Annotated in this window: 15 protein-coding genes; 10 read left to right on the top strand and 5 right to left on the bottom strand. The window is 70.1% G+C overall.

Annotated elements, in window-relative coordinates:
• Positions 1-13: 13 nt before the first annotated feature.
• Entirely contained in the window at positions 14-943 is a 930-nt protein-coding gene (locus ACZ5EF_RS18115) for a LysR family transcriptional regulator (RefSeq protein ID WP_464122544.1), read from the top strand.
• A 99-nt stretch (positions 944-1,042) separates the two neighbouring features.
• Here the strand turns inward: ACZ5EF_RS18115 and ACZ5EF_RS18110 are convergent, their stop codons facing one another.
• On the bottom strand, positions 1,043-2,071 hold the full coding sequence (locus tag ACZ5EF_RS18110; protein ID WP_346063656.1) for a Fe(3+) ABC transporter substrate-binding protein: 1,029 nt from the start codon (positions 2,069-2,071) through the stop codon (positions 1,043-1,045).
• A 211-nt stretch (positions 2,072-2,282) separates the two neighbouring features.
• On the opposite strand from ACZ5EF_RS18110, the gene ACZ5EF_RS18105 reads away from it, so the two are divergent.
• Entirely contained in the window at positions 2,283-3,401 is a 1,119-nt protein-coding gene (locus tag ACZ5EF_RS18105) for an ABC transporter ATP-binding protein (protein ID WP_346063657.1), read from the top strand.
• Here the strand turns inward: ACZ5EF_RS18105 and ACZ5EF_RS18100 are convergent.
• Positions 3,360-5,015, bottom strand: coding sequence for an ABC transporter permease (locus tag ACZ5EF_RS18100; RefSeq protein ID WP_379729898.1), 1,656 nt, complete (start codon positions 5,013-5,015; stop codon positions 3,360-3,362). The two genes, ACZ5EF_RS18105 and ACZ5EF_RS18100, sit on opposite strands and share 42 nt — an antisense overlap.
• A 232-nt stretch (positions 5,016-5,247) precedes the next feature.
• On the opposite strand from ACZ5EF_RS18100, the gene ACZ5EF_RS18095 reads away from it, so the two are divergent.
• Positions 5,248-7,491 carry a tRNA(Met) cytidine acetyltransferase TmcA gene (locus ACZ5EF_RS18095; protein ID WP_346063659.1) on the top strand — a complete coding sequence of 748 codons (2,244 nt, stop codon included), beginning with the start codon at positions 5,248-5,250 and terminating at the stop codon, positions 7,489-7,491.
• 221 nt (positions 7,492-7,712) lie between these two features.
• Positions 7,713-9,173, top strand: coding sequence for an aminoacyl-histidine dipeptidase (locus ACZ5EF_RS18090; RefSeq protein WP_346063660.1), 1,461 nt, complete (start codon positions 7,713-7,715; stop codon positions 9,171-9,173).
• Positions 9,174-9,244: 71 nt separating this feature from the next.
• On the opposite strand, the gene ACZ5EF_RS18085 is transcribed toward ACZ5EF_RS18090, so the two are convergent.
• Complete coding sequence (locus tag ACZ5EF_RS18085) at positions 9,245-9,718, bottom strand: Dps family protein (protein WP_346063661.1); 474 nt, start codon at positions 9,716-9,718, stop codon at positions 9,245-9,247.
• A gap of 137 nt (positions 9,719-9,855) precedes the next feature.
• The gene (locus ACZ5EF_RS18080; RefSeq protein WP_346063662.1) at positions 9,856-10,998 is read right to left on the bottom strand and encodes a glycerate kinase; all 1,143 of its coding nucleotides are present in this window, start codon (positions 10,996-10,998) and stop codon (positions 9,856-9,858) included.
• A 184-nt stretch (positions 10,999-11,182) separates the two neighbouring features.
• Here ACZ5EF_RS18080 and ACZ5EF_RS18075 point away from each other — a divergent pair, with 184 nt between their 5' ends.
• Genes ACZ5EF_RS18075 through ACZ5EF_RS18050 form a run of 6 tightly spaced genes read left to right on the top strand, consistent with a single transcriptional unit; the run spans position 11,183 to position 16,962 of the window.
• Positions 11,183-11,701: a hypothetical protein gene (locus ACZ5EF_RS18075; RefSeq protein ID WP_346063663.1), complete on the top strand. Its 519-nt coding sequence runs from the start codon at positions 11,183-11,185 to the stop codon at positions 11,699-11,701.
• Complete coding sequence (locus ACZ5EF_RS18070) at positions 11,698-12,048, top strand: putative periplasmic lipoprotein (protein ID WP_346063664.1); 351 nt, start codon at positions 11,698-11,700, stop codon at positions 12,046-12,048. Before ACZ5EF_RS18075 ends, ACZ5EF_RS18070 begins: the two co-directional genes overlap by 4 nt.
• Before the next feature lie 20 nt (positions 12,049-12,068).
• Positions 12,069-13,817: a sensor histidine kinase gene (locus ACZ5EF_RS18065; RefSeq protein ID WP_346063665.1), complete on the top strand. Its 1,749-nt coding sequence runs from the start codon at positions 12,069-12,071 to the stop codon at positions 13,815-13,817.
• Positions 13,810-15,180: a sigma-54-dependent transcriptional regulator gene (locus ACZ5EF_RS18060; RefSeq protein WP_346063666.1), complete on the top strand. Its 1,371-nt coding sequence runs from the start codon at positions 13,810-13,812 to the stop codon at positions 15,178-15,180. Before ACZ5EF_RS18065 ends, ACZ5EF_RS18060 begins: the two co-directional genes overlap by 8 nt.
• Before the next feature lie 35 nt (positions 15,181-15,215).
• On the top strand, positions 15,216-15,893 hold the full coding sequence (locus ACZ5EF_RS18055) for a DUF1007 family protein (RefSeq protein ID WP_346063667.1): 678 nt from the start codon (positions 15,216-15,218) through the stop codon (positions 15,891-15,893).
• Positions 15,894-15,924: 31 nt separating this feature from the next.
• Positions 15,925-16,962 (top strand): nickel/cobalt transporter, encoded by a 1,038-nt coding sequence (locus ACZ5EF_RS18050; RefSeq protein WP_346063668.1) that lies wholly within the window; start codon positions 15,925-15,927, stop codon positions 16,960-16,962.
• An 11-nt stretch (positions 16,963-16,973) separates the two neighbouring features.
• Here the strand turns inward: ACZ5EF_RS18050 and ACZ5EF_RS18045 are convergent, their stop codons facing one another.
• On the bottom strand, positions 16,974-17,399 hold the full coding sequence (locus ACZ5EF_RS18045) for an HIT domain-containing protein (protein ID WP_346063669.1): 426 nt from the start codon (positions 17,397-17,399) through the stop codon (positions 16,974-16,976).
• Positions 17,400-17,534 lie beyond the last annotated feature (135 nt).

Here is a 17,534-nt window from a genome sequence, read left to right as displayed (position 1 = left end):
AATCGTTGCCTAAATGGCAACAGTTCGCGGGGGAGTCATGCATCTGCTGTTGCCGGGACTACGCTACTTCGAGGAGGTCGCTCGCCAGGGCTCGTTGCGCCGGGCCGCGGAGCGGCTGCATGTGGCCGCCTCGGCGGTCAATCGCCAGATTCTCAAGCTGGAGGACGAGCTGGGGGTGCCGCTCTTCGAGCGCCTGCCGCGGGGGCTGCGGCTCTCCCCGGCCGGGGAACTGATGCTCGAGCAGGTGCGCCAGTGGCAGCGCGACGAGCGAGGCCTGCAGGAGGCCCTGGGGGAGATCCGCGGCAGCGGTTGTGCCGAGGTGCGTATCGCCAGCGTCGAGTCGCTGACCGACCAGCTATTGCCGGAGGTGCTGGCGGAGTTTCGTCGCGACTTTCCGCGGGTGCGCTTCGTGGTGATGACCGGCATGACCGACGCCATCCTCGAGCGGGTGGCCACCGGCGAGGCCGATATCGGCCTATGCATCAATCCGCCGACGCTGCCCAAGATCCACGTGATCGAGCAGGTGGCGCTGGAGTTCGGCGCCGTCGTGGCGCCGCACCATCCCCTGTCGGCGCAGGCCACGGTGAGTCTCGAGGAGTGCCTGGCGTATCCGGCGATCCTCCCCGACAGCGAGATGTTCCATGGCTCGACCCTGCAGCAGGTGCTGGCGCGGGCCGACCTCGAGGCGGCCCCCTATGTGGCCTGCAATCGTATCCTGGGCATCAAGTCGATGGCCCGGGCGGGCCTGGGGGTGGCCTTCCTCAATCGCCTCGATATCGCCCGGGAGCGGATCCATGGCGAGCTGCTGTTCCGGCCGCTGCGGGAGCGCAGTATCGCCAAGGCCCGGCTCAGTCTCTGCCGCCACAGTGACCGCGACCTGCCGCTGGCCACCGGGGTGCTGGTGGAACGGCTGCGCGAGGCGATGCTGGGCATCGAGCCCTGAGGGCGCGGCTCAGGCGTGGGGTCCCGAGGGCCTGGCCCAAATGCAAAGACCCGCGGCCTGGGCCGCGGGTCTCGGGATGCACCGGTTAAGGCGTGACGCTTAGCGCCAGCCGACGCGATCGAAGATGCGGATCGCTTCCGGGTTGTTCTCGCCGAGGACGCTGATATTCAGGTCATCCTTCTTGAAGTCGCCCCAGGCTTCCAGGTCGTCGCTCTTCGCCACGCCATCGACGACCGGGAACTCGTAGTTGCCGGCGGCGAACAGCTCCTGAGCGGTGTCGGAGGCCAGGAATTCCAGCAGGCGAATGGCGTTGTCGCGGTTCGGTGCGCCTTCCACCACGCCGGCGCCGCCGACATTGACGTGGGCGCCGCGGTCGTCCTGGTTGGGGAAGTAGATGCCGACGCGGCTCGCCGCCTCGCGATCCGCCTCGTCATCGGAGTTGAGCAGACGCACATAGTAGTAGTGGTTGGCCACGGCGATATCGCACTCGCCGCTGGCCACGCCACGGATCTGGTCGGTGTCGCCGCCCTCGGGATCGCGGGCCATGTTGTTGACCACGCCCTGGGCCCAGGCCTCGGCTTCCTCTTCGCCATGATGGGCGATCATCGAGGCCAGCAGGGACTGGTTGTAGATATTGTTGGAGGAGCGAATGCAGACCTGGCCTTCGAAGCGCGGATCGGCGAGGTTCTCGTAGCTGCCGATCTCGCTGGGGTCGACGTTCTCAAGATCATAGAAGATCGCCCGCACCCGCTGGCTGAAGCCGAACCACAGGCCCTCCGGATGGCGCATGGATTCCGGCAGGCGCTCGTCGAGCACCTCGGAGTCGATGCCCTGGAAGATGCCTTCCTGCTCGGCGCGCCACAGGCGGCCGGCGTCCACGGTGATCATCACATCGGCGGGACTGGCCGCGCCCTCGCGCTGGATACGCTGGATCAGCTGGTCGGAGTCGCCCTCCAGCACATTGACCTCGATGCCGGTCTCGGCGGTGAAGGCATCGTAGAGGGCCTGGTCGGAGTCATAGTGCCGCGCGGAGTAGATGTTCACCTCGTCGGCGGCGACCTGGGAAGCGAAGGCCGAGCCGGCCATGACCATGGCGACGGTGGCGGCGAGACGGTGGCGGTTGAGCATCGAGCACCCCTGTGAGTAATGTATTGATTTTTGCTAGAATGATAATACTTCGTATTAGTTTCAGTAACATTGAACAGCTTCGTATCCCCTTCGTCAATACTCCATCGCGACGCCGGGATGAGAATGCGAGTAAAAGGTAACCGCACTTGGCTCTTTCTCGCGTAAGATGGGCGGACACGTCTTCGTCGTTGAACCCGACCCGTTCGAGCCTATGACCAGCACCGAGACCCTCGCCGATATCGCCCAGGTCGCGCCGCACCCCGCCGGCGCTCTCTCCATGCAAAGTGTCCGCCATGCCTACGATGGCCATGCCGTGGTCCATGATGTCAGCCTGGACATGGCGCCGGGGGAGGTGGTCTGCCTGCTTGGCCCCTCCGGCTGTGGCAAGACCACCCTGCTGCGCATCGCCGCGGGCCTGGAGCCGTTGCAGCAGGGCGAGCTCTTCCTGGGCGACGAGCGCATCGCCGGACCGGGGCTGCGGCACCTGCCGCCGGAGAAGCGCAACGTCGGCCTGGCCTTCCAGGACTCGGCGCTCTTCCCGCACCTGACGGTGCTCGACAATGTCACCTTCGGTCTCGAGGGCCAGCCCGCCAAGTTGCGCCAGCAGCGCGCCCTGGCACTGCTCGACCAGTTGGGCATGGCCGGCTACGCCAAGAGCTACCCGCATATGCTCTCCGGGGGCCAGCAGCAGCGCGTGGCCCTGGCCCGGGCCCTGGCCCCGGCGCCGCAGCTGATGCTGCTGGACGAGCCCTTCTCCAGCCTGGACGCGCGGCTGCGCGATCGCATCCGCGACGACACCCTGCATGTGCTCAAGAAGGTCGGCGCGGCCACCCTGCTGGTGACCCACGACCCGGAGGAGGCGATGTTCATGGCAGACCGCATCGCCCTGATGCGCGACGGACGCATCGTGCAGATGGGCACGCCCCAGGAGCTCTACTGCGAGCCCGAGGATCCCTTCGTGGTGACCTTTTTCGGCGAGGTCAACGAGTGGCGGGGGGAGGTGCGCAACGGCGTGGTGCAGACCCCGGTGGGGCCGGTGCGCGCCGCGGGGCTGGCCGAGGGCGCCGCCGCCCGGGTGCTGATCCGCCCCGAGGCGCTGAGCGTCACGTCCCTGGAGGCCCCCGCCGAGCACGGCGCCAGCCATGTGATCATGGCGCGGCTGCTGGGGCGCTCCAGCCTGCTGCATATCTGCGCCCACTGGCCGGATGGCGAGCATCACCTGCATGCCCGGGTACCGGGGGTCTTCCTGCCCGAGGAGGGCCAGCCGGTCACGCTGACCCTGGATCCGTCACAGGTCTTCGTCTTCGCGGACGCCGCTGCCGGGGCGTGAGCGGCGCATCGCCAGGCTCAGCAGGATCACCGGGATGATGCCCACCACCACGATGGCCAGGGAAGAGGTCGAGGCCTCGGCGAGGCGCTCGTCCGAGGCCAGGTTGTGGGCCCGTACCGCCAGGGTATCGAAGTTGAAGGGGCGCAGGATGATGGTGGCGGGCAGCTCCTTCATCACGTCGACGAAGACCAGGATGCCCGCCGCCAGCAGGCTGCCGCGCATCAGCGGAGTGTGCACCCGGCGCAGGGTGCCGCCGGCGGTCTGACCCAGGGTGCGGGAAGCGGCATCCATGGAGGGGGTGACCTTGCCCAGGCTCGCCTCGATGGTGTTGAAGGAGACCGCCAGGAAACGCACCACATAGGCGTAGACCAGGATAAAGGCGGAGCCGCTGAAGATCAGGCCGACGAGCATGCCGTAGTGCGTCTGCAGGTACTCGTTGAGACGGCTGTCCAGCCAGGCGAAGGGAATCAGGATGCCCACCGCCACCACCGACCCGGGGATGGCGTAGCCCATGGCGGCGATACGCGTGGCGGTGCGGGTCATGGAGGTGCGGCTCAGGCGTGCCCCGTAGCTGAGCACCACCGCCAGGCCCACCGCCATCAGCGCCGCCAGGGCGGCGAGGATCAGGCTGTTGCGGGCGAAGTCGATAAAGCGTCGGCCGAACAGGGAGTCGCCCTCGGCGATGGCCATATCGAGCAGCAGCAGGCTGGGAATCAGGAAGCCGACCAGCACCGGCAGGGCACAGGCCAGGAAGGCGCCGAGGCCGCGCAGGCCGCCCAGGCGATACTCCGGCAACTGCTGGTAGCGGCTCGAGGTATGGAAGTACTGGCGCTTGCCCCGGGACCAGCGCTCCAGCAGCACCAGGGTCATCACGAACAGCAGCAGGCAGGCGGCCAACTGGGCCGCGGCCACCGGTTCGCCCATGCCGAACCAGGTGCGGTAGATGCCAGTGGTGAAGGTGTCGACGCCGAAGAATTGCACCGCGCCGAACTCGTTGAGGGTCTCCATCAACGCCAGCGACACCCCGCCGACGATGGCCGGGCGCGCCAGAGGCACGGCGATGCTCGAGAAGAGCCGCCAGGGCCCGCGCCCCAGGGTGCGCCCCACGTCCAGCACGCAGACCGACTGCTCCAGGAAGGCGGCCCGGGCCAGCATATAGACATAGGGATAGAGCACCAGGGTGATCAGGGTGGCGGCGCCCCCCAGGGAGCGGATATTGGGGAAGTAGTAGTCGCCGCGGCCCCAGTCGAAGAGCTCGCGTAGCCCGCTCTGCAGGGGCCCCGCATACTGCAGGAAGTCGGTGTAGGCATAGGCGATCACATAGGTGGGCACCGCCAGGGGCAGCAGCAGCGCCCATTCGAAGATGCGCCGCCCCGGGAAGCGGCACATCACCACCAGCCAGGCGGTGGCGGTGCCGATCAGCGCCGTGCCCAGGCCCACGCACAGCGCCAGGATCAGGGTGTTGGTCAGGTAGCGGGGCAACACGGTATCGGCCAGGTGCTGCCAGACGCCCTCGGTGGGCATAAGGACATGGGCCAGTACCGTGATCACCGGCAGGGCCACCACGGCGGCGATCACCAGGGTCAGCAGGGTCCAGGGGCTGATATGGGGCAGGAAGCGGCGGGCGGGGGATGCCGCGGTCTGGCTGGGGGGGTGAGTCACGCGGGGCCTCCTGCCGGAGCACGATATAAAGAGTGAAATGGGAGCGGATGACAACGGCGAATCATAGCAGTTAGGGTCCGCGTTAGCAGCCATGATGGCGGCTCGGCCGCCTGGCGGGGAGGGCGCGCCGGCTGGTATTGAACCGGGCCCCTCCCTACACTGAGGCCCCCCAGGAGGTAGCCCCTTGTCCATTGCCGAAGAACTCGCTCCCCTGCTGGCCTGGCGCGGCGCCCTGGCCGAGCGCCGCTGGCGTGGCCTGGTATGGCTGGCCGGCGATGCCGAGGCGTGCCGGGCGCGGGCGTGTGGGCTTTGGAACGCCGCCGCCTGGGCTCGGCCGCTATGGATCGCCAATCATCTGCCCGCCGGGTTCGCGGAGCATGGCCTGCCGCCCGGCAAGGCGCGCACCCGCCTGGGCGGCGAGCATGACCTGGTGGTGATCGATGCCCAGGGCGAGGGCGAAGGCTTCGACCCGGAGGCCTTCGGCGCCCTGGCCGGCACCCTGCGGGCCGGGGGCCTGCTGGTGCTGCTGACCCCCGAGGACTGGGGCGCGCGCCCCGACGACGACTATCGGCGCCTGGCCGAGCATCCCTATCGGGTCGAGCAGCTTAGTGCCCGCTATCTGGCGCGGCTGGCACGGCTGTTGGCGGACGCCCCGGAGGTCCTGGGCTGGCGCCCCGGCACCCCGCCGGCGCCCCCCCTGCTGGGCGAGGCAGCGCCCGCGATGTCCAGCCCCGATGCCGACTGCCTGACCCCCGATCAGGCCGAGGCGGTGGCGCGGCTGGTCAAGCTGCGTCGCCGGCGTCCCCTGGTGCTCACCGCCGACCGCGGACGCGGCAAGAGCGCCGCCCTGGGCATCGCCTGTGCCCGCTGGCTGGCTGCCGGCGAGCCGCGGATCGTCCTCACCGCCCCCCGCCCCGCTGCCCTGGAGGCCCTCTTCGAGCGCCTCGCGGCGCTGTGCCCCGAGGGGCGTCGCCAGGGCAACGATTTCCGCCTCGAGGCCAGCGGCCAGGCGGTGTGTTTCCTGGCCCCGGATGCCCTGATGGCGGCCCTGGACGCCGGCGAGATCGATGCCAACGGCGGCCTGCTGCTGGTGGACGAGGCGGCGGCCATTCCCGCGCCCCTGCTGGGGCGCTGGCTGCGTCACTTCCCGCGCCTGATCTTCGCCACCACGGTGCACGGCTACGAGGGCTCGGGGCGCGGCTTCGCGCTGCGCTTTCGCGAGCACCTCGATCGCCTGGCCCCCCAGTGGCGGGGGCTGAGCCTAAGCACCCCGGTGCGCTGGGCCCCGGGGGACCCCCTGGAGGCGCTGACCGATCGCTTGCTATTGCTGGATGCCGAGCCCCCGGACCCGCCGGCGATGCTACCGCCTGTCTCGACCCTGAGCCGTCGGCGCCTACTGCTGCTGGACGCCGAGCCCGCCGATCCTCCGGCGGCGCTGCCGCCCGTATCGACCCTGAGCCGTCGGCGCCTGCGGCGCGCCGAGCTGGCCGTCGACGAGCCGCATCTGCGGGCCCTGTTCGGCCTGCTGGTGCAGGCCCACTACCGTACCCAGCCCAGCGACCTGCGCCAGTTGCTCGACGGCCCCGGGCTGCATATCACCAGCCTGGAGGCGGGCGGCACGCCCCTGGCGGTAACGCTCTGTGTGGAGGAGGGGGGCTTTTCCGCCGAGCTGGCGGAGCGGGTGGCCCGGGGAGAGCGCCGTCCCCGGGGGCATCTGCTGGCCCAGTCCCTGGCCGCCCATGCAGGCTCCCGGGCGGCACTGCGGGCCCGGCTGCGCCGGGTGATGCGTATCGCCGTGCATGGGGAGTGCCGCCGCCAGGGGCTCGGCGAGGCGCTGCTGGCCACCGAGCTGGCGCAGGCCCGCCACGACGGCATCGACCTGCTGGGGGCGAGTTTCGGTGCCGAGCCGGGGCTGCTGGCCTTCTGGCGTGCCGCGGGCTTCCGCACGGTGCGCCTGGGGCTGACCCGGGAGGCCTCCAGCGGCGAGCATGCGGCCATGGTGGTTTGTCCCACCAGCCCCGCCGGCGAGGCCCTGGCGGCGGAGCTGGCCGGGGCCTTCCAGGCCCTGCTGCCCAGCCTGCTGGCCTTCGAGCTCAAGGCGCTGGAACCCGAGCTGGCCCTGGCGCTGCTGGCGGAGGGCGAGGCGCCGGCCCTGACCCCGGCGCAGCGGCGTGACCTGGAGGACGTGGCCTTCGCCAGGCGTGCCCCGGCCCTGGCGCGCCCGGCCCTGCAGGCCGCCCTGCGCCGGGCGCTGGCCCGCGGCGCGCCCCATGATGACCACGCCTGGCTGCTGGTGGCGGCGCTCTTCCAGGGCCGCGACACCGCCTGGCTGGCCCGGGTCCTCACGCTCAGCGGCCGGCGCGAGGTGGAGGTCCGGCTGCGCCAGGCCCTGGCGGCGCTGGTGCCCTTTCTGGATGACCCGGACTAAGGCGGCTCCAGAGCCTCGGGAAGCGGGGCGCCGGACGTCGGGGCCAAGGCGAGCGAGTATTACCGGGAACGCTGGCGCCAGGGTTTCGTTCCCGGGATCGCGAGGCTGGTCCCGACGGCCCGATGCCTGGTGAGGGCTTTACTGCCTTGGCGCGGCAAACGGCTTTTCCTGGTCGCGGCCGGCCGGTAAGGTAGCCCGGTTATCGACCGAACAGAGCCGCTATGAACGCACATCTCGAACAGCTCGAGCCGCGCCTGCTGTGGCGCCATTTCCGCACCCTGTGCAATACCCCGCGCCCCTCCGGCCACGAGGCGGCCCTGGTGGCGACCCTGGAGGCCTGGGCCGAAGCCCGGGGCCTGGCCCATGACCGCGACGCCTACGGCAACCTGCGTATCCGCAAGGCGGCCAGCCCCGGTTGTGAGGCGGCCCCCGGGGTGATCCTCCAGGGCCACCTGGACATGGTGGCCCAGGCCAATGCCGATCACCCCCACGACTTCACCCGCGATCCCATCGCCACCTATGTGGCGGAGGACTGGCTGCATGCCCACCACACCACCCTGGGCGCCGACAACGGCCTGGGCGTGGCCGCGGCCCTGGCGATCCTCGAGGACGAGACCCTGGTGCATGGTCCCCTGGAGGCGCTCTTCACCCTGGAGGAGGAGTCCTCCATGGGCGGCGCCCTCAACCTCGCCGAGGGCTGGCTGGAGGGGCAACTGCTGCTCAACCTGGACTCCGAGGACCGCGGTCAGGTCTATGTGGGCTGCGCCGGTGGCGCCGACGTGGTGGTGGAGGCGCAGCTACCCACCAGCCCCCTGGGCGAGGAGGAACGCGCCTATCGCCTGGCCCTCACCGGCCTGGTGGGCGGCCACTCGGGCATCGATATCCACAAGGGACGCGGCAACGCCAATCGCCTGCTGATGCGGGTACTGCGCGCCCTGGCGACCTGCGAGGTGCGCCTGATCGGCTATCAGGGGGGCACCTTGCGCAATGCCCTGCCTCGGGAGGCCTTCGCCACCCTGGCACTGCCGGAGGACGAAGTGACCGCGGTCCGGGCGCGCCTGGAGGCCCTGGAGACGGAGCTGCGCGCCGAGCTGAAAGGCGTCGACGAGGGGCTGCGCCTGACGCTCGGCCCCTGGGACGGCGAGGCCGAGGAGGCCCTGACCCCCACCGCCAGCCACCTGCTGGTGGACGCCTTGCACGCCGCCCCCTGCGGGGTGGAGCGGATGAGTGCCGAGCTGCCCGGGGTGGTGGAGACCTCCAATAACCTGGGGGTGGTGACCCTGGAGGCGGGGCGCTTCCACCTCTGTGCCCTGGTGCGCTCCCTGCGCGATAGCGCCACCCGGGATCTGGCCGATCGCTTCCGTGCCCTGTTCGGGCTGATCGGCGCCCGCACCCGGGTGGAGAACGCCTATCCCGGCTGGACCCCCGACCCGCAGAGCCGGCTGCTGGCACGCTTCCGCGACCTGCACCGACGGCGCCTGGGCCGTGATCCCGAGGTCAAGGTGATCCATGCGGGCCTGGAGTGCGGCATCCTGGGGGGCAAGTACCCGGCACTGGAGATGATCTCCTTCGGGCCGCTGATTCGCGGGGCCCATTCGCCAGATGAACGCGTGGAGCTGGATTCCGTCGAAGAGTTCTGGGGTCTGCTGCGGGCCCTGGTGGAGGAGCTGGCCGAGGGCTAAGCCGCACACTCGAGTCAGAAACCAAGACGCCGCCCTTAGGGCGGCGTCTTGGCGAGATAGCGGCTGGATTACTAGCCCAGATAGGCGTTAAGCATCCAGACGGTCTTCTCCTGCTCGCGGATATAGTCGCCGGCCTGGGCGGCGGTGCCCTCGTCGTCGGCGTCCGAGGCCAGGGACAGGATCTCCCGCTGCAGCTCGATCAGGGTCTGGTAGCCTTTGAGCACGCCGCGCACGCAGGCCTCGCCGTCGTGGACGTTCTTCTCCTCGACGATGCGCGACAGCTGGGTATAGTCGCTATAGGCGTGCACCGGCCGATGGCCCAGGGTCAGGATGCGTTCCGCTACCTCGTCCACCTTGGTCAGCAGGTCGGTATAGAACTCCTCGAACTTGGCGTGCAGCTCGAAGAACTGCGGGCCCTTGACGTTCCAGTGGTAGCCGCGCACGTTCATATAGAAGATCTGGTAGTTGGCCAGCAGCTCGTTGAGCTTCTCGGCGAGCTGGCTGGCGCTGGATTCGTGCAGACCGATGGCGTTGATATCGGACATCTGGGATGCCTCCTTGATCCATGGTGAATACGGATACCAGTCTAGGTCCCGGCTCGGGACATGATAAGACATTTCTTATCATAGCCCCCATAGTCGGCCTTAATCGTGATCCGGCGCAAGGCGCCGGGTAGCTCGCCTCAGGTATCAGAGCCCCAGGCGCGGATCAGCCGGATCAGGCTCTCGGCGCGATCCGCCAGCAGCTCGGCGCAGCGGGCCAGGGCGCTATCCAGGTCCATGGGGCCGTCGGCCAGGGCGAAGGCGGTGGTGATGCCTTCGTCGTGGGCGGCCTGCCACTGGGGTCCCAGGCGACCCGCCAGCACCACGCAGGGGATGCCGGCGGCGCGGGCGCGGCGGGCGATGCCCACCGGGGTCTTGCCGGCCAGGCTCTGGCCATCCAACTGCCCCTCGCCGGTGATCACCAGGTCGCTGCCCTCGAGCAGGGCAGCGAAGTCGACCTGCTCCATCACCAGCTCGATACCGGGGCGCAGCTCGGCGCCCAGGAAGGCCCGGGCGGCGAAGCCCATGCCGCCGGCGGCGCCGGCCCCGGGCAGGTCGCGATGATCCTCGCCGAGGATGGCGGCGGCCCGCTCGGCGAAGTGCGCCAGGGCGGCATCCAGGCGGCCCACCGCGGCCTCGTCGGCACCCTTCTGGGGGCCGAAGACGGCGCTGGCGCCGCGTTCGCCCAGCAGGGGGTTATCCACGTCCACGGCGGCCTGCACCCGTAGGCCGGCCAGGCGTGGGTCCAGGCCATCGAGATCGAGGCGTGCAAGCTCGGCCAGGGCCGCGCCACCGGGGGGCAATTCCTCGCCGCGGGCATTCAGCAGGCGGGCCCCCAGGGCCTGGAGCATGCCCGCCCCGGCGTCATTGGTGGCGCTGCCGCCCAGGGTCAGCAGCAGGTGGCGGGCACCGGCATCCAGGGCCTCGCGGATCAATTCGCCGGTACCATGGGTGGAGGCGTTCAGGGCATCGCGCTCATCCCGGCTCAGCGCCTCCAGGCCGCTGGCCTGGGCCAGCTCGACGAAGGCGGTTCGTGACTCCGCAAGCCAGCCCCAGGCCGCCTCGACGGGGCGCCCCAGGGCATCCTGCACCCGGGCCAGTCGACGCTCGGCGCCGGTGGCGGCGAGCAGGGCATCCAGGGTTCCTTCGCCGCCATCGCCCATGGGGCAGAGCACGCTGCTGGCCTCGGGGGCGGCGCGGCGGATACCCTGGGCGATGGCCGCCGCGGCGTCGCTAGCCGCCAGGGCGTCCTTGTAGCTGTCGGGGGCGATCAGGATCTTCATGTCGGGGTCTCCTGGGAATCAAGCCGTGGGCCGGTGGTCAAGAGGCTTATCATTTGTCTGCACGGAGCCGGCCGTGCCGGGAGCGGCGGCGCCTGGGGCTACGCTGAGCATAAGAGCTGGCCGGGCCCCTTGCACGTCCCGCGTGCTCCGGCGTCGGCGAGGCGGTTCCCCTGGGAGGTGTGTGATGCGTATCTGCGGGCTCTTTTTGATTCCCCTGGCCCTGGCGGGCTGTGCGGGGAGCGCCGTGACCCCATTGCACCAGCCGTTGGTGACGGTGGCGGAGTGCCGATGGGAGGCCCCGGCAGGCATGGAGAAGGTCGACTATGCACAGCGAGTGGTGCGGGCCCTGGAGGCCGAGGGTTTCAGGCTTCGCGACAGCGATATGGCGCTGGGCCTGATCAGCGCCGAGAGGACCTCGGCGGGGCCGCTTCGGGCCTATGGCTTCCCCTTCGATCGCCATCCGTGGCACTCCCTCGGCCTCGGTTATCATCGCCCCTATCCGCACCTCTTCGGCGCCTATCACCCCGACTATCGGGCGATCGACCAGGAGCGGGTCTCGGTGTGGCTGGGCACGGACGAGGTGAGGGTTGGCCGGGACGTCCGCCGCCGGGAGCCCAACGGCGTGACCCGCACCCTGGGACGCGCCGGCAACGCCGGCTTCTGCCGCGGCCTGAAGGCCTCCATCGAGGAGACAGCGACATGAAACGAGTCTGGATCTGCGCCCTGACGCTCCTGCTGCTGAGCGCCTGCGCCGCCACGCCGCCGGCGGCCGAGCCTCGGGAACTGAGCCTCGGTGCCCCGCGGCCGGCGGTGATGACGGCGGCGCTGAACCTGTTTACCGACCGGGGCTATGTGGCGCTCGGCGGTGACGCCCGCCTCGGGCGCCTCGAGTTCGTCCGCGGCGACGACCGGATTCGCGTCGATGCCCTGAGCGAGGGGGAGGGGAGTCGTGTCGGCCTGCGCGGCTGGCGCAACGGTCGGGCCTTGGCCCCCCATGAGCTCGACCCCCTGCTGGTGGAACTCCAGGCCGAGCTGGGTCTGCTGCCTTGAGTCGGCGGGGCATCCGGCGCTTGCTGTTGGCGTCCCTGGCCGCCCTGGCCCTGATCAGCCTCTGGTGGCTCTGGCACTGGCAGTATGCCCAGGCCCAGGCGGAGGCCCGGCGCCACGCCGAGGCTCGCCTGGCCCTCTATGGCAGCAGCCTGCAGGGGGCCCTGGAGCGTTTCACCTACCTGCCGGACCTGCTGGCGCGTCAGCCCCTGGTGCAGGCCGTCCTGCTCGATCCCGCCGGCGTCTTCCTGCCCCAGGTCAATGCGCACCTGGCCCGGGTGGCGGAGCGCTCCGGTGCCGAGGCGATCTTCCTGGTGGACGCCGAGGGGGTCACCCTGGCCAGCAGCAATCATGCCGGCCCCGACAGCTTCGTCGGCCACGACTACCGCTTCCGCCCCTATGTCCAGGATGCCCTGGCCGGGGGGCGGGGGGAATTCTTCGCCGTGGGCAGCACCACCGGGCGCCCGGGCTACTTTATCGCCGCGGCGGTGGGCCAGGAGCGCGAGTCGCCCACCGGGGTGCTGGTGGTCAAGGTCTCCCTGGAGTCGCTGCAGACCGATTGGCGCCGGGCCGGTGAGCGGGTCCTGCTGGTGGATGCCAACGGCGTGGTGATCCTCTCCAGTCGCCCCGAGTGGCGTTACCGTCGCCTGGGGGAACTGTCGCCGAGGGCCCAGGCGGAGATCCGCGCCCAGCGCCAGTTTATGGAGCACCCCCTGGAACCGCTCGGAAGCCGGCTGGGAGATGGCTCCCTGCGTATCGGCGAGCAGGGGCTCGGTGAGCGCTACATGGCCAGTGCCTTGCCGCTGGCGACCCTGGGCTGGCGGATGCACTACCTGACCCCGGTGCGTCCCCTCTATGTGAGTGCCCGCAATACCCTGCTGGGGGGCGTGGCGGTGTGGCTGGCGCTGCTGCTGCTGGGACTCTGGCTGCGCGAGCGGCAGAAGCGCCAGCGCCTGCGCGAGCGGGAGGCGCGGATCTTCCGCGAGGCCAACGAACAGCTGGAGGCGCGGGTGGTGGAGCGCACCCGCGCCCTGCACGAGGCCCAGGCGGAGCTGGTCCAGGCCGGCAAGCTGGCGGCCCTGGGCACCATGGCGGCGGGCATCGCCCACGAACTCAACCAGCCCCTGTCGGGCATTCGCACCTATGCGGCCAACGGCGAGCGGCTGATGCAGCGCGGGCGTTCGGAGGCCGCCGAGGAGAACTTCCAGCGTATCCAGGGGCTCTGCGAGCGCCTGGCCACCCTGATTCGCCAGCTCAAGCTGTTCGCCCGCAAGGGCGGCGCCCGGGAGCCGGTGGACCTGCGGGCGCGCCTCGATTTCGTGCTGGAGCTGCTGGCCGAGCGTCTCGATAAGCAAGAGATCGCCATGGCGATGCGACTCCCCGAGGCCGGGGCGCCCTGGGTGCTGGGGGACGAGGTGCGCATCGAGCAGCTACTCACCAACCTGCTGCGCAATGCCCTGGATGCCCTGCACGGCGTCGAGGCGCCGCGACTGGAGGTGAGCATCGAGGAGGCGTCGTCGTGCTGGGTGGTGCGTATCGCCGATAATGGGCCGGGCATTCCCGAGGCGCTGCTCGACAAGCTCTTCGATCCCTTCTTTACCACCAAGGCGGTGGGTGACGGTCTAGGCTTGGGACTCTTTATCAGCTTCGGTATCGTTCAGGACCTGGGCGGCCGGCTCCAGGCCGGCAATAATTCGACGGGGGGCGCCTGGTTCCGGGTCGAGCTGCCCCGGGCCGCCGTCCAGCTGAAACGAGAGACAGACCATGAGTGAGATCGAACGAGTCGCGCTGCCTGTCTGGCTGGTCGACGATGACCCGGACGTGCGGGCCTCCCTGAGCCAGTGGCTGGAGCTCTCGGAGCTTGCCGTGTGTACCTTCGAACGGGGTCAGGCGGCCCTCGGCGCCCTGCAGGCGGGAGAGCCCTGCGGCGTGCTGGTCAGCGACGTCAAGATGCCGGGGCTCGATGGCCTGGCCCTGCTCAAGGCGGTCCAGGCCCTGGAGGAGCCGCCGCCGGTGGTGCTGATCACCGGCCATGGCGATGTGCCCATGGCGGTGGAGGCGATGCGGGACGGCGCCTGGGACTTCGTCGAGAAGCCCTTCGCCCCGGAGCGGCTGGAGGCCTGCGTGCGCCGTGCCCTGGAGCGGCGGCGGCTCGCTCAGGAGAACCGGCGGTTGCGCGAGGCGCTGCGGGAGGGCGGCCTGGCCTCACGGCTGTTGGGCGAGGCGCCGGCCCTGGTGGCGCTGCGCCAGCAACTGGCCAATCTGGCCCCCACCCGGGCCAATGTGCTGGTGCTGGGGGAGACCGGCAGCGGCAAGGAGGTGGTGGCCCGTTGCCTGCACGAGGAGGGCGGCGCCGAGGGCCCCTTCGTGGCCCTCAACTGCGGCGCCATCGCCGCCGAACTGATCGAGTCGGAGCTCTTCGGCCACGAGAAGGGCGCCTTCACCGGGGCCGTCGAGCGGCGTATCGGTACCCTGGAGCATGCCAGCGGCGGCACCCTCTTCCTGGACGAGGTGGAGTCATTGCCGCTGGCGGCCCAGGTGAAGCTGCTGCGCGCCCTCCAGGAGGGGGAGGTCACCCGGCTGGGCAGCAATACGCTTATCCGGGTGGATCTGCGGGTGGTGGCGGCCACCAAGGAGGACCTGCTGGCGCTGGCCGGGCAGGGTGGCTTCCGCGAGGATCTCTACTATCGCCTGGCCATCGCCGAGCTCGAGCTGCCGCCGCTGCGCGAGCGCCGCGAGGATATCCCCCGGCTCTTCACCCACTTCTGCCGCCAGGCGGCGGAGGTGCACCAGCGCCCCCCGAGGGAGGCGAATGGGGAACTTCTCGCCGCCCTGAGCCGTCATTCCTGGCCGGGCAATCTGCGCGAGCTGCGTAATATGGCCACCCGCTATATCCTCGGCCTGGCGCTGCCCTGGGAGACCCGCCCGGGGGACGACGAGGCGGGGGAGGGCGGATCCCTGGCCGCCCAGATGGAGGCCTTCGAGGCGACCCTGCTACGGGAGGCGCTAAGCCGCCATGGCGGCAATATCCAGGCGGTCATGGAGGCCCTGGACCTGCCCCGGCGCACCCTCAACCAGAAGATGCAGCGCCATGGCCTGCGTCGCGAGGCCTTCCTGGCAATGGATGGACGATAGTTTTGTTATATTGTAACGTTATTGAGGCGTGTCGAATGCCAAGTTTCCATCGTGTGATCAGGCGCTGTCTGGCTGTCGGATGGCTTGTAATACTGGGCCTGCCGTTAGGCGCCCAGGCTCATCCCCATGGCTGGATCGACCTTAGCGTGCGGCTGATCCTCGACGATCAGGGGCGGGTCGAGGCGCTGCATCAGCGCTGGCGCATGGATCCCTTCTATAGCCTGGTACTGCTGGAGGAGCTGGGCCGCGCCGAGGGTGACGAGCCCCTGGAGGCGCGCCTGGATCAGCTGGGCCTGGAGATTCGCGATACCCTGGCCACCCAGGATTACTTTACCGAGGTGAGTCACGGCGGCGATGCCCTGACCCTGGGCGAGGTCAGCGAGTACACCGTGATGGAGCGGGGCGGCCGTGTGGAGTTTATCTTCCTGCTGCCCCTGGCCGAGCCCCGCCCCCTGGGGGAGGCGACGCTGCGCTACCGGGTCTTCGATCCCACCTACTATATCGAGGTGGTCCACGAGGCGGATGACCGGGCGCCCCGGGAGGATGCCCTGGTGGTCGGCGGCGATCATGACTGCGAGACCCGCATCCTGCCCGCCGACCCGGACCCGGCCCAGGTGGCCGAGGCGGCGCGCCTGGACACCGATGACCAGGCCCCCGAGGGCCTGGGGCGCTATTTCGCCGAAACCGGAGAGGTTCAATGTCGTATCGAGTGAGGAACATCGATTGGGGTGACGGAGACCGGCGATGCCGGCGGTAATCGGTTTCCTGCGCTCCCCCCGGGGCCTGGGCGTCACCGCCCTGGGCGTGTTGCTGCTGGCCGGACTGCTGTGGCTGGCTCAGGGCGGCGCCCAGGGCCTGAGCCTGCAACTGGTGGCTTGGCAGCGCGATCTGCACCGGGCCCTGACCCTGGCGATCACCGAACTCTCCGGCACGCCCACGGCGGCGGCCTGGACAGGCTTGCTGGGCATCAGCTTCGGTTATGGGATCTTCCATGCCGCCGGGCCCGGGCATGGCAAGGCGGTGCTCTCCACCTATCTGCTGACCCAAGGCGGTGCCCTGAAGCGCGCCCTGGCGCTCTCCTGTGCCGCCTCCCTGTTGCAGGCCCTGGTGGCCATCGCCCTGGTCACCACCCTGATCCATGGCCTGGGCTGGCTGACCCGCCAGGCCATGGGCTCGGTGGTCTGGGTGGAGCAGGCCAGCTTCCTGATGGTGGCCCTGCTGGGGCTCTGGCTCTGCGGGCGGGCTATTCGTCGGCTAAGGGTGGCTCGCGCCTCGGCCCGGGAGCATCACGACCACGGCCACCACCATGACCATCCGCATGATCACGACTGCGGCTGTGGCGGGACTCACCACCTCGGCCCGGCGCAGGCCGGCGACTGGCGCACCGCCCTGGCCACGGTGGTGGCCATCGGCCTGCGTCCCTGCAGCGGTGGCGTCCTGCTGCTGGGCGCGGCTTCGCTGCTGGGATTCTTCTGGGCCGGGGTGGCGGCGGTGCTGGTGATGGCCCTGGGCACGGCCTTGATGGTCTCGGCCCTGGCCCTGGCCAGCGTCCTGGCCCGGGACTGGGCGCGCCGCCGCCTGGCTCGCCAGTCACGCTCCGCCCTCGCCGGCCCCCTGCTGGGTTGGGCCGCCTTGGGCGGTGGCCTGGCCATCGCCCTGCTGGGCCTCACCCTCTTCGTCACCGGGGTCAAGAACCCCGCCTCGGCGCCGCTGCTGGGGGCGCCGCCGGCCGTCCAGGATGGCGAACCGAGTGCGCCCCGTAGCCCCTTCGGCGGCCAGTAGGCCGCCGCTTCTTACTCCTCCAGATCCAGCCCCTCGATAATCGCCAGGATCTCGTCGCGGCGCCGGGCCTGGCCGTCCGCGTCGTAGGGTTCCGCCCGGCCTTGGCCCCACACCGGGGCCGGCCAGGCGGCATCTCCCGCGAAGCGCACGATCACATGCAGGTGCAACTGGGGCACCATATTGCCCAGGGTGGCCAGGTTGAGCTTGTCGCCGCTGAGGGTCTTCATCAGCCCCTCCCCCAGGGCCGTGGCCTCGCGCCAGAGCGTCGCCTGATCCTGCGTCGACAGCTGATAGACCTCGCGGATGCCGGGCCGCCGCGGCACCAGTACCAGCCAGGGGAAGCGGGCGTCGTTCATCAGGCGGACCTGGCAGAGGCCCAGTTCGGTGACGGGGAGGGTATCGGCTTCCAGCCGCGGGTCGAGGGTGATGTCGCTCATGGGGGGCTCCTGGGTGGCAAGAATTGGCCGGGGCTGGGGTGGCGATCGGCAATAGTTTGCCGATGGTGAGGGTTCCTTGGCCAGTCGTCGGTCTATCGACACCGCTAATACGCTGATTTTAAATGCAGTTGTATA

The organism is Bisbaumannia salifodinae, from assembly GCF_055388505.1.
Note: the sequence above shows the minus strand (reverse complement) of the source record. Positions and strands in the feature narration are given on the sequence as shown.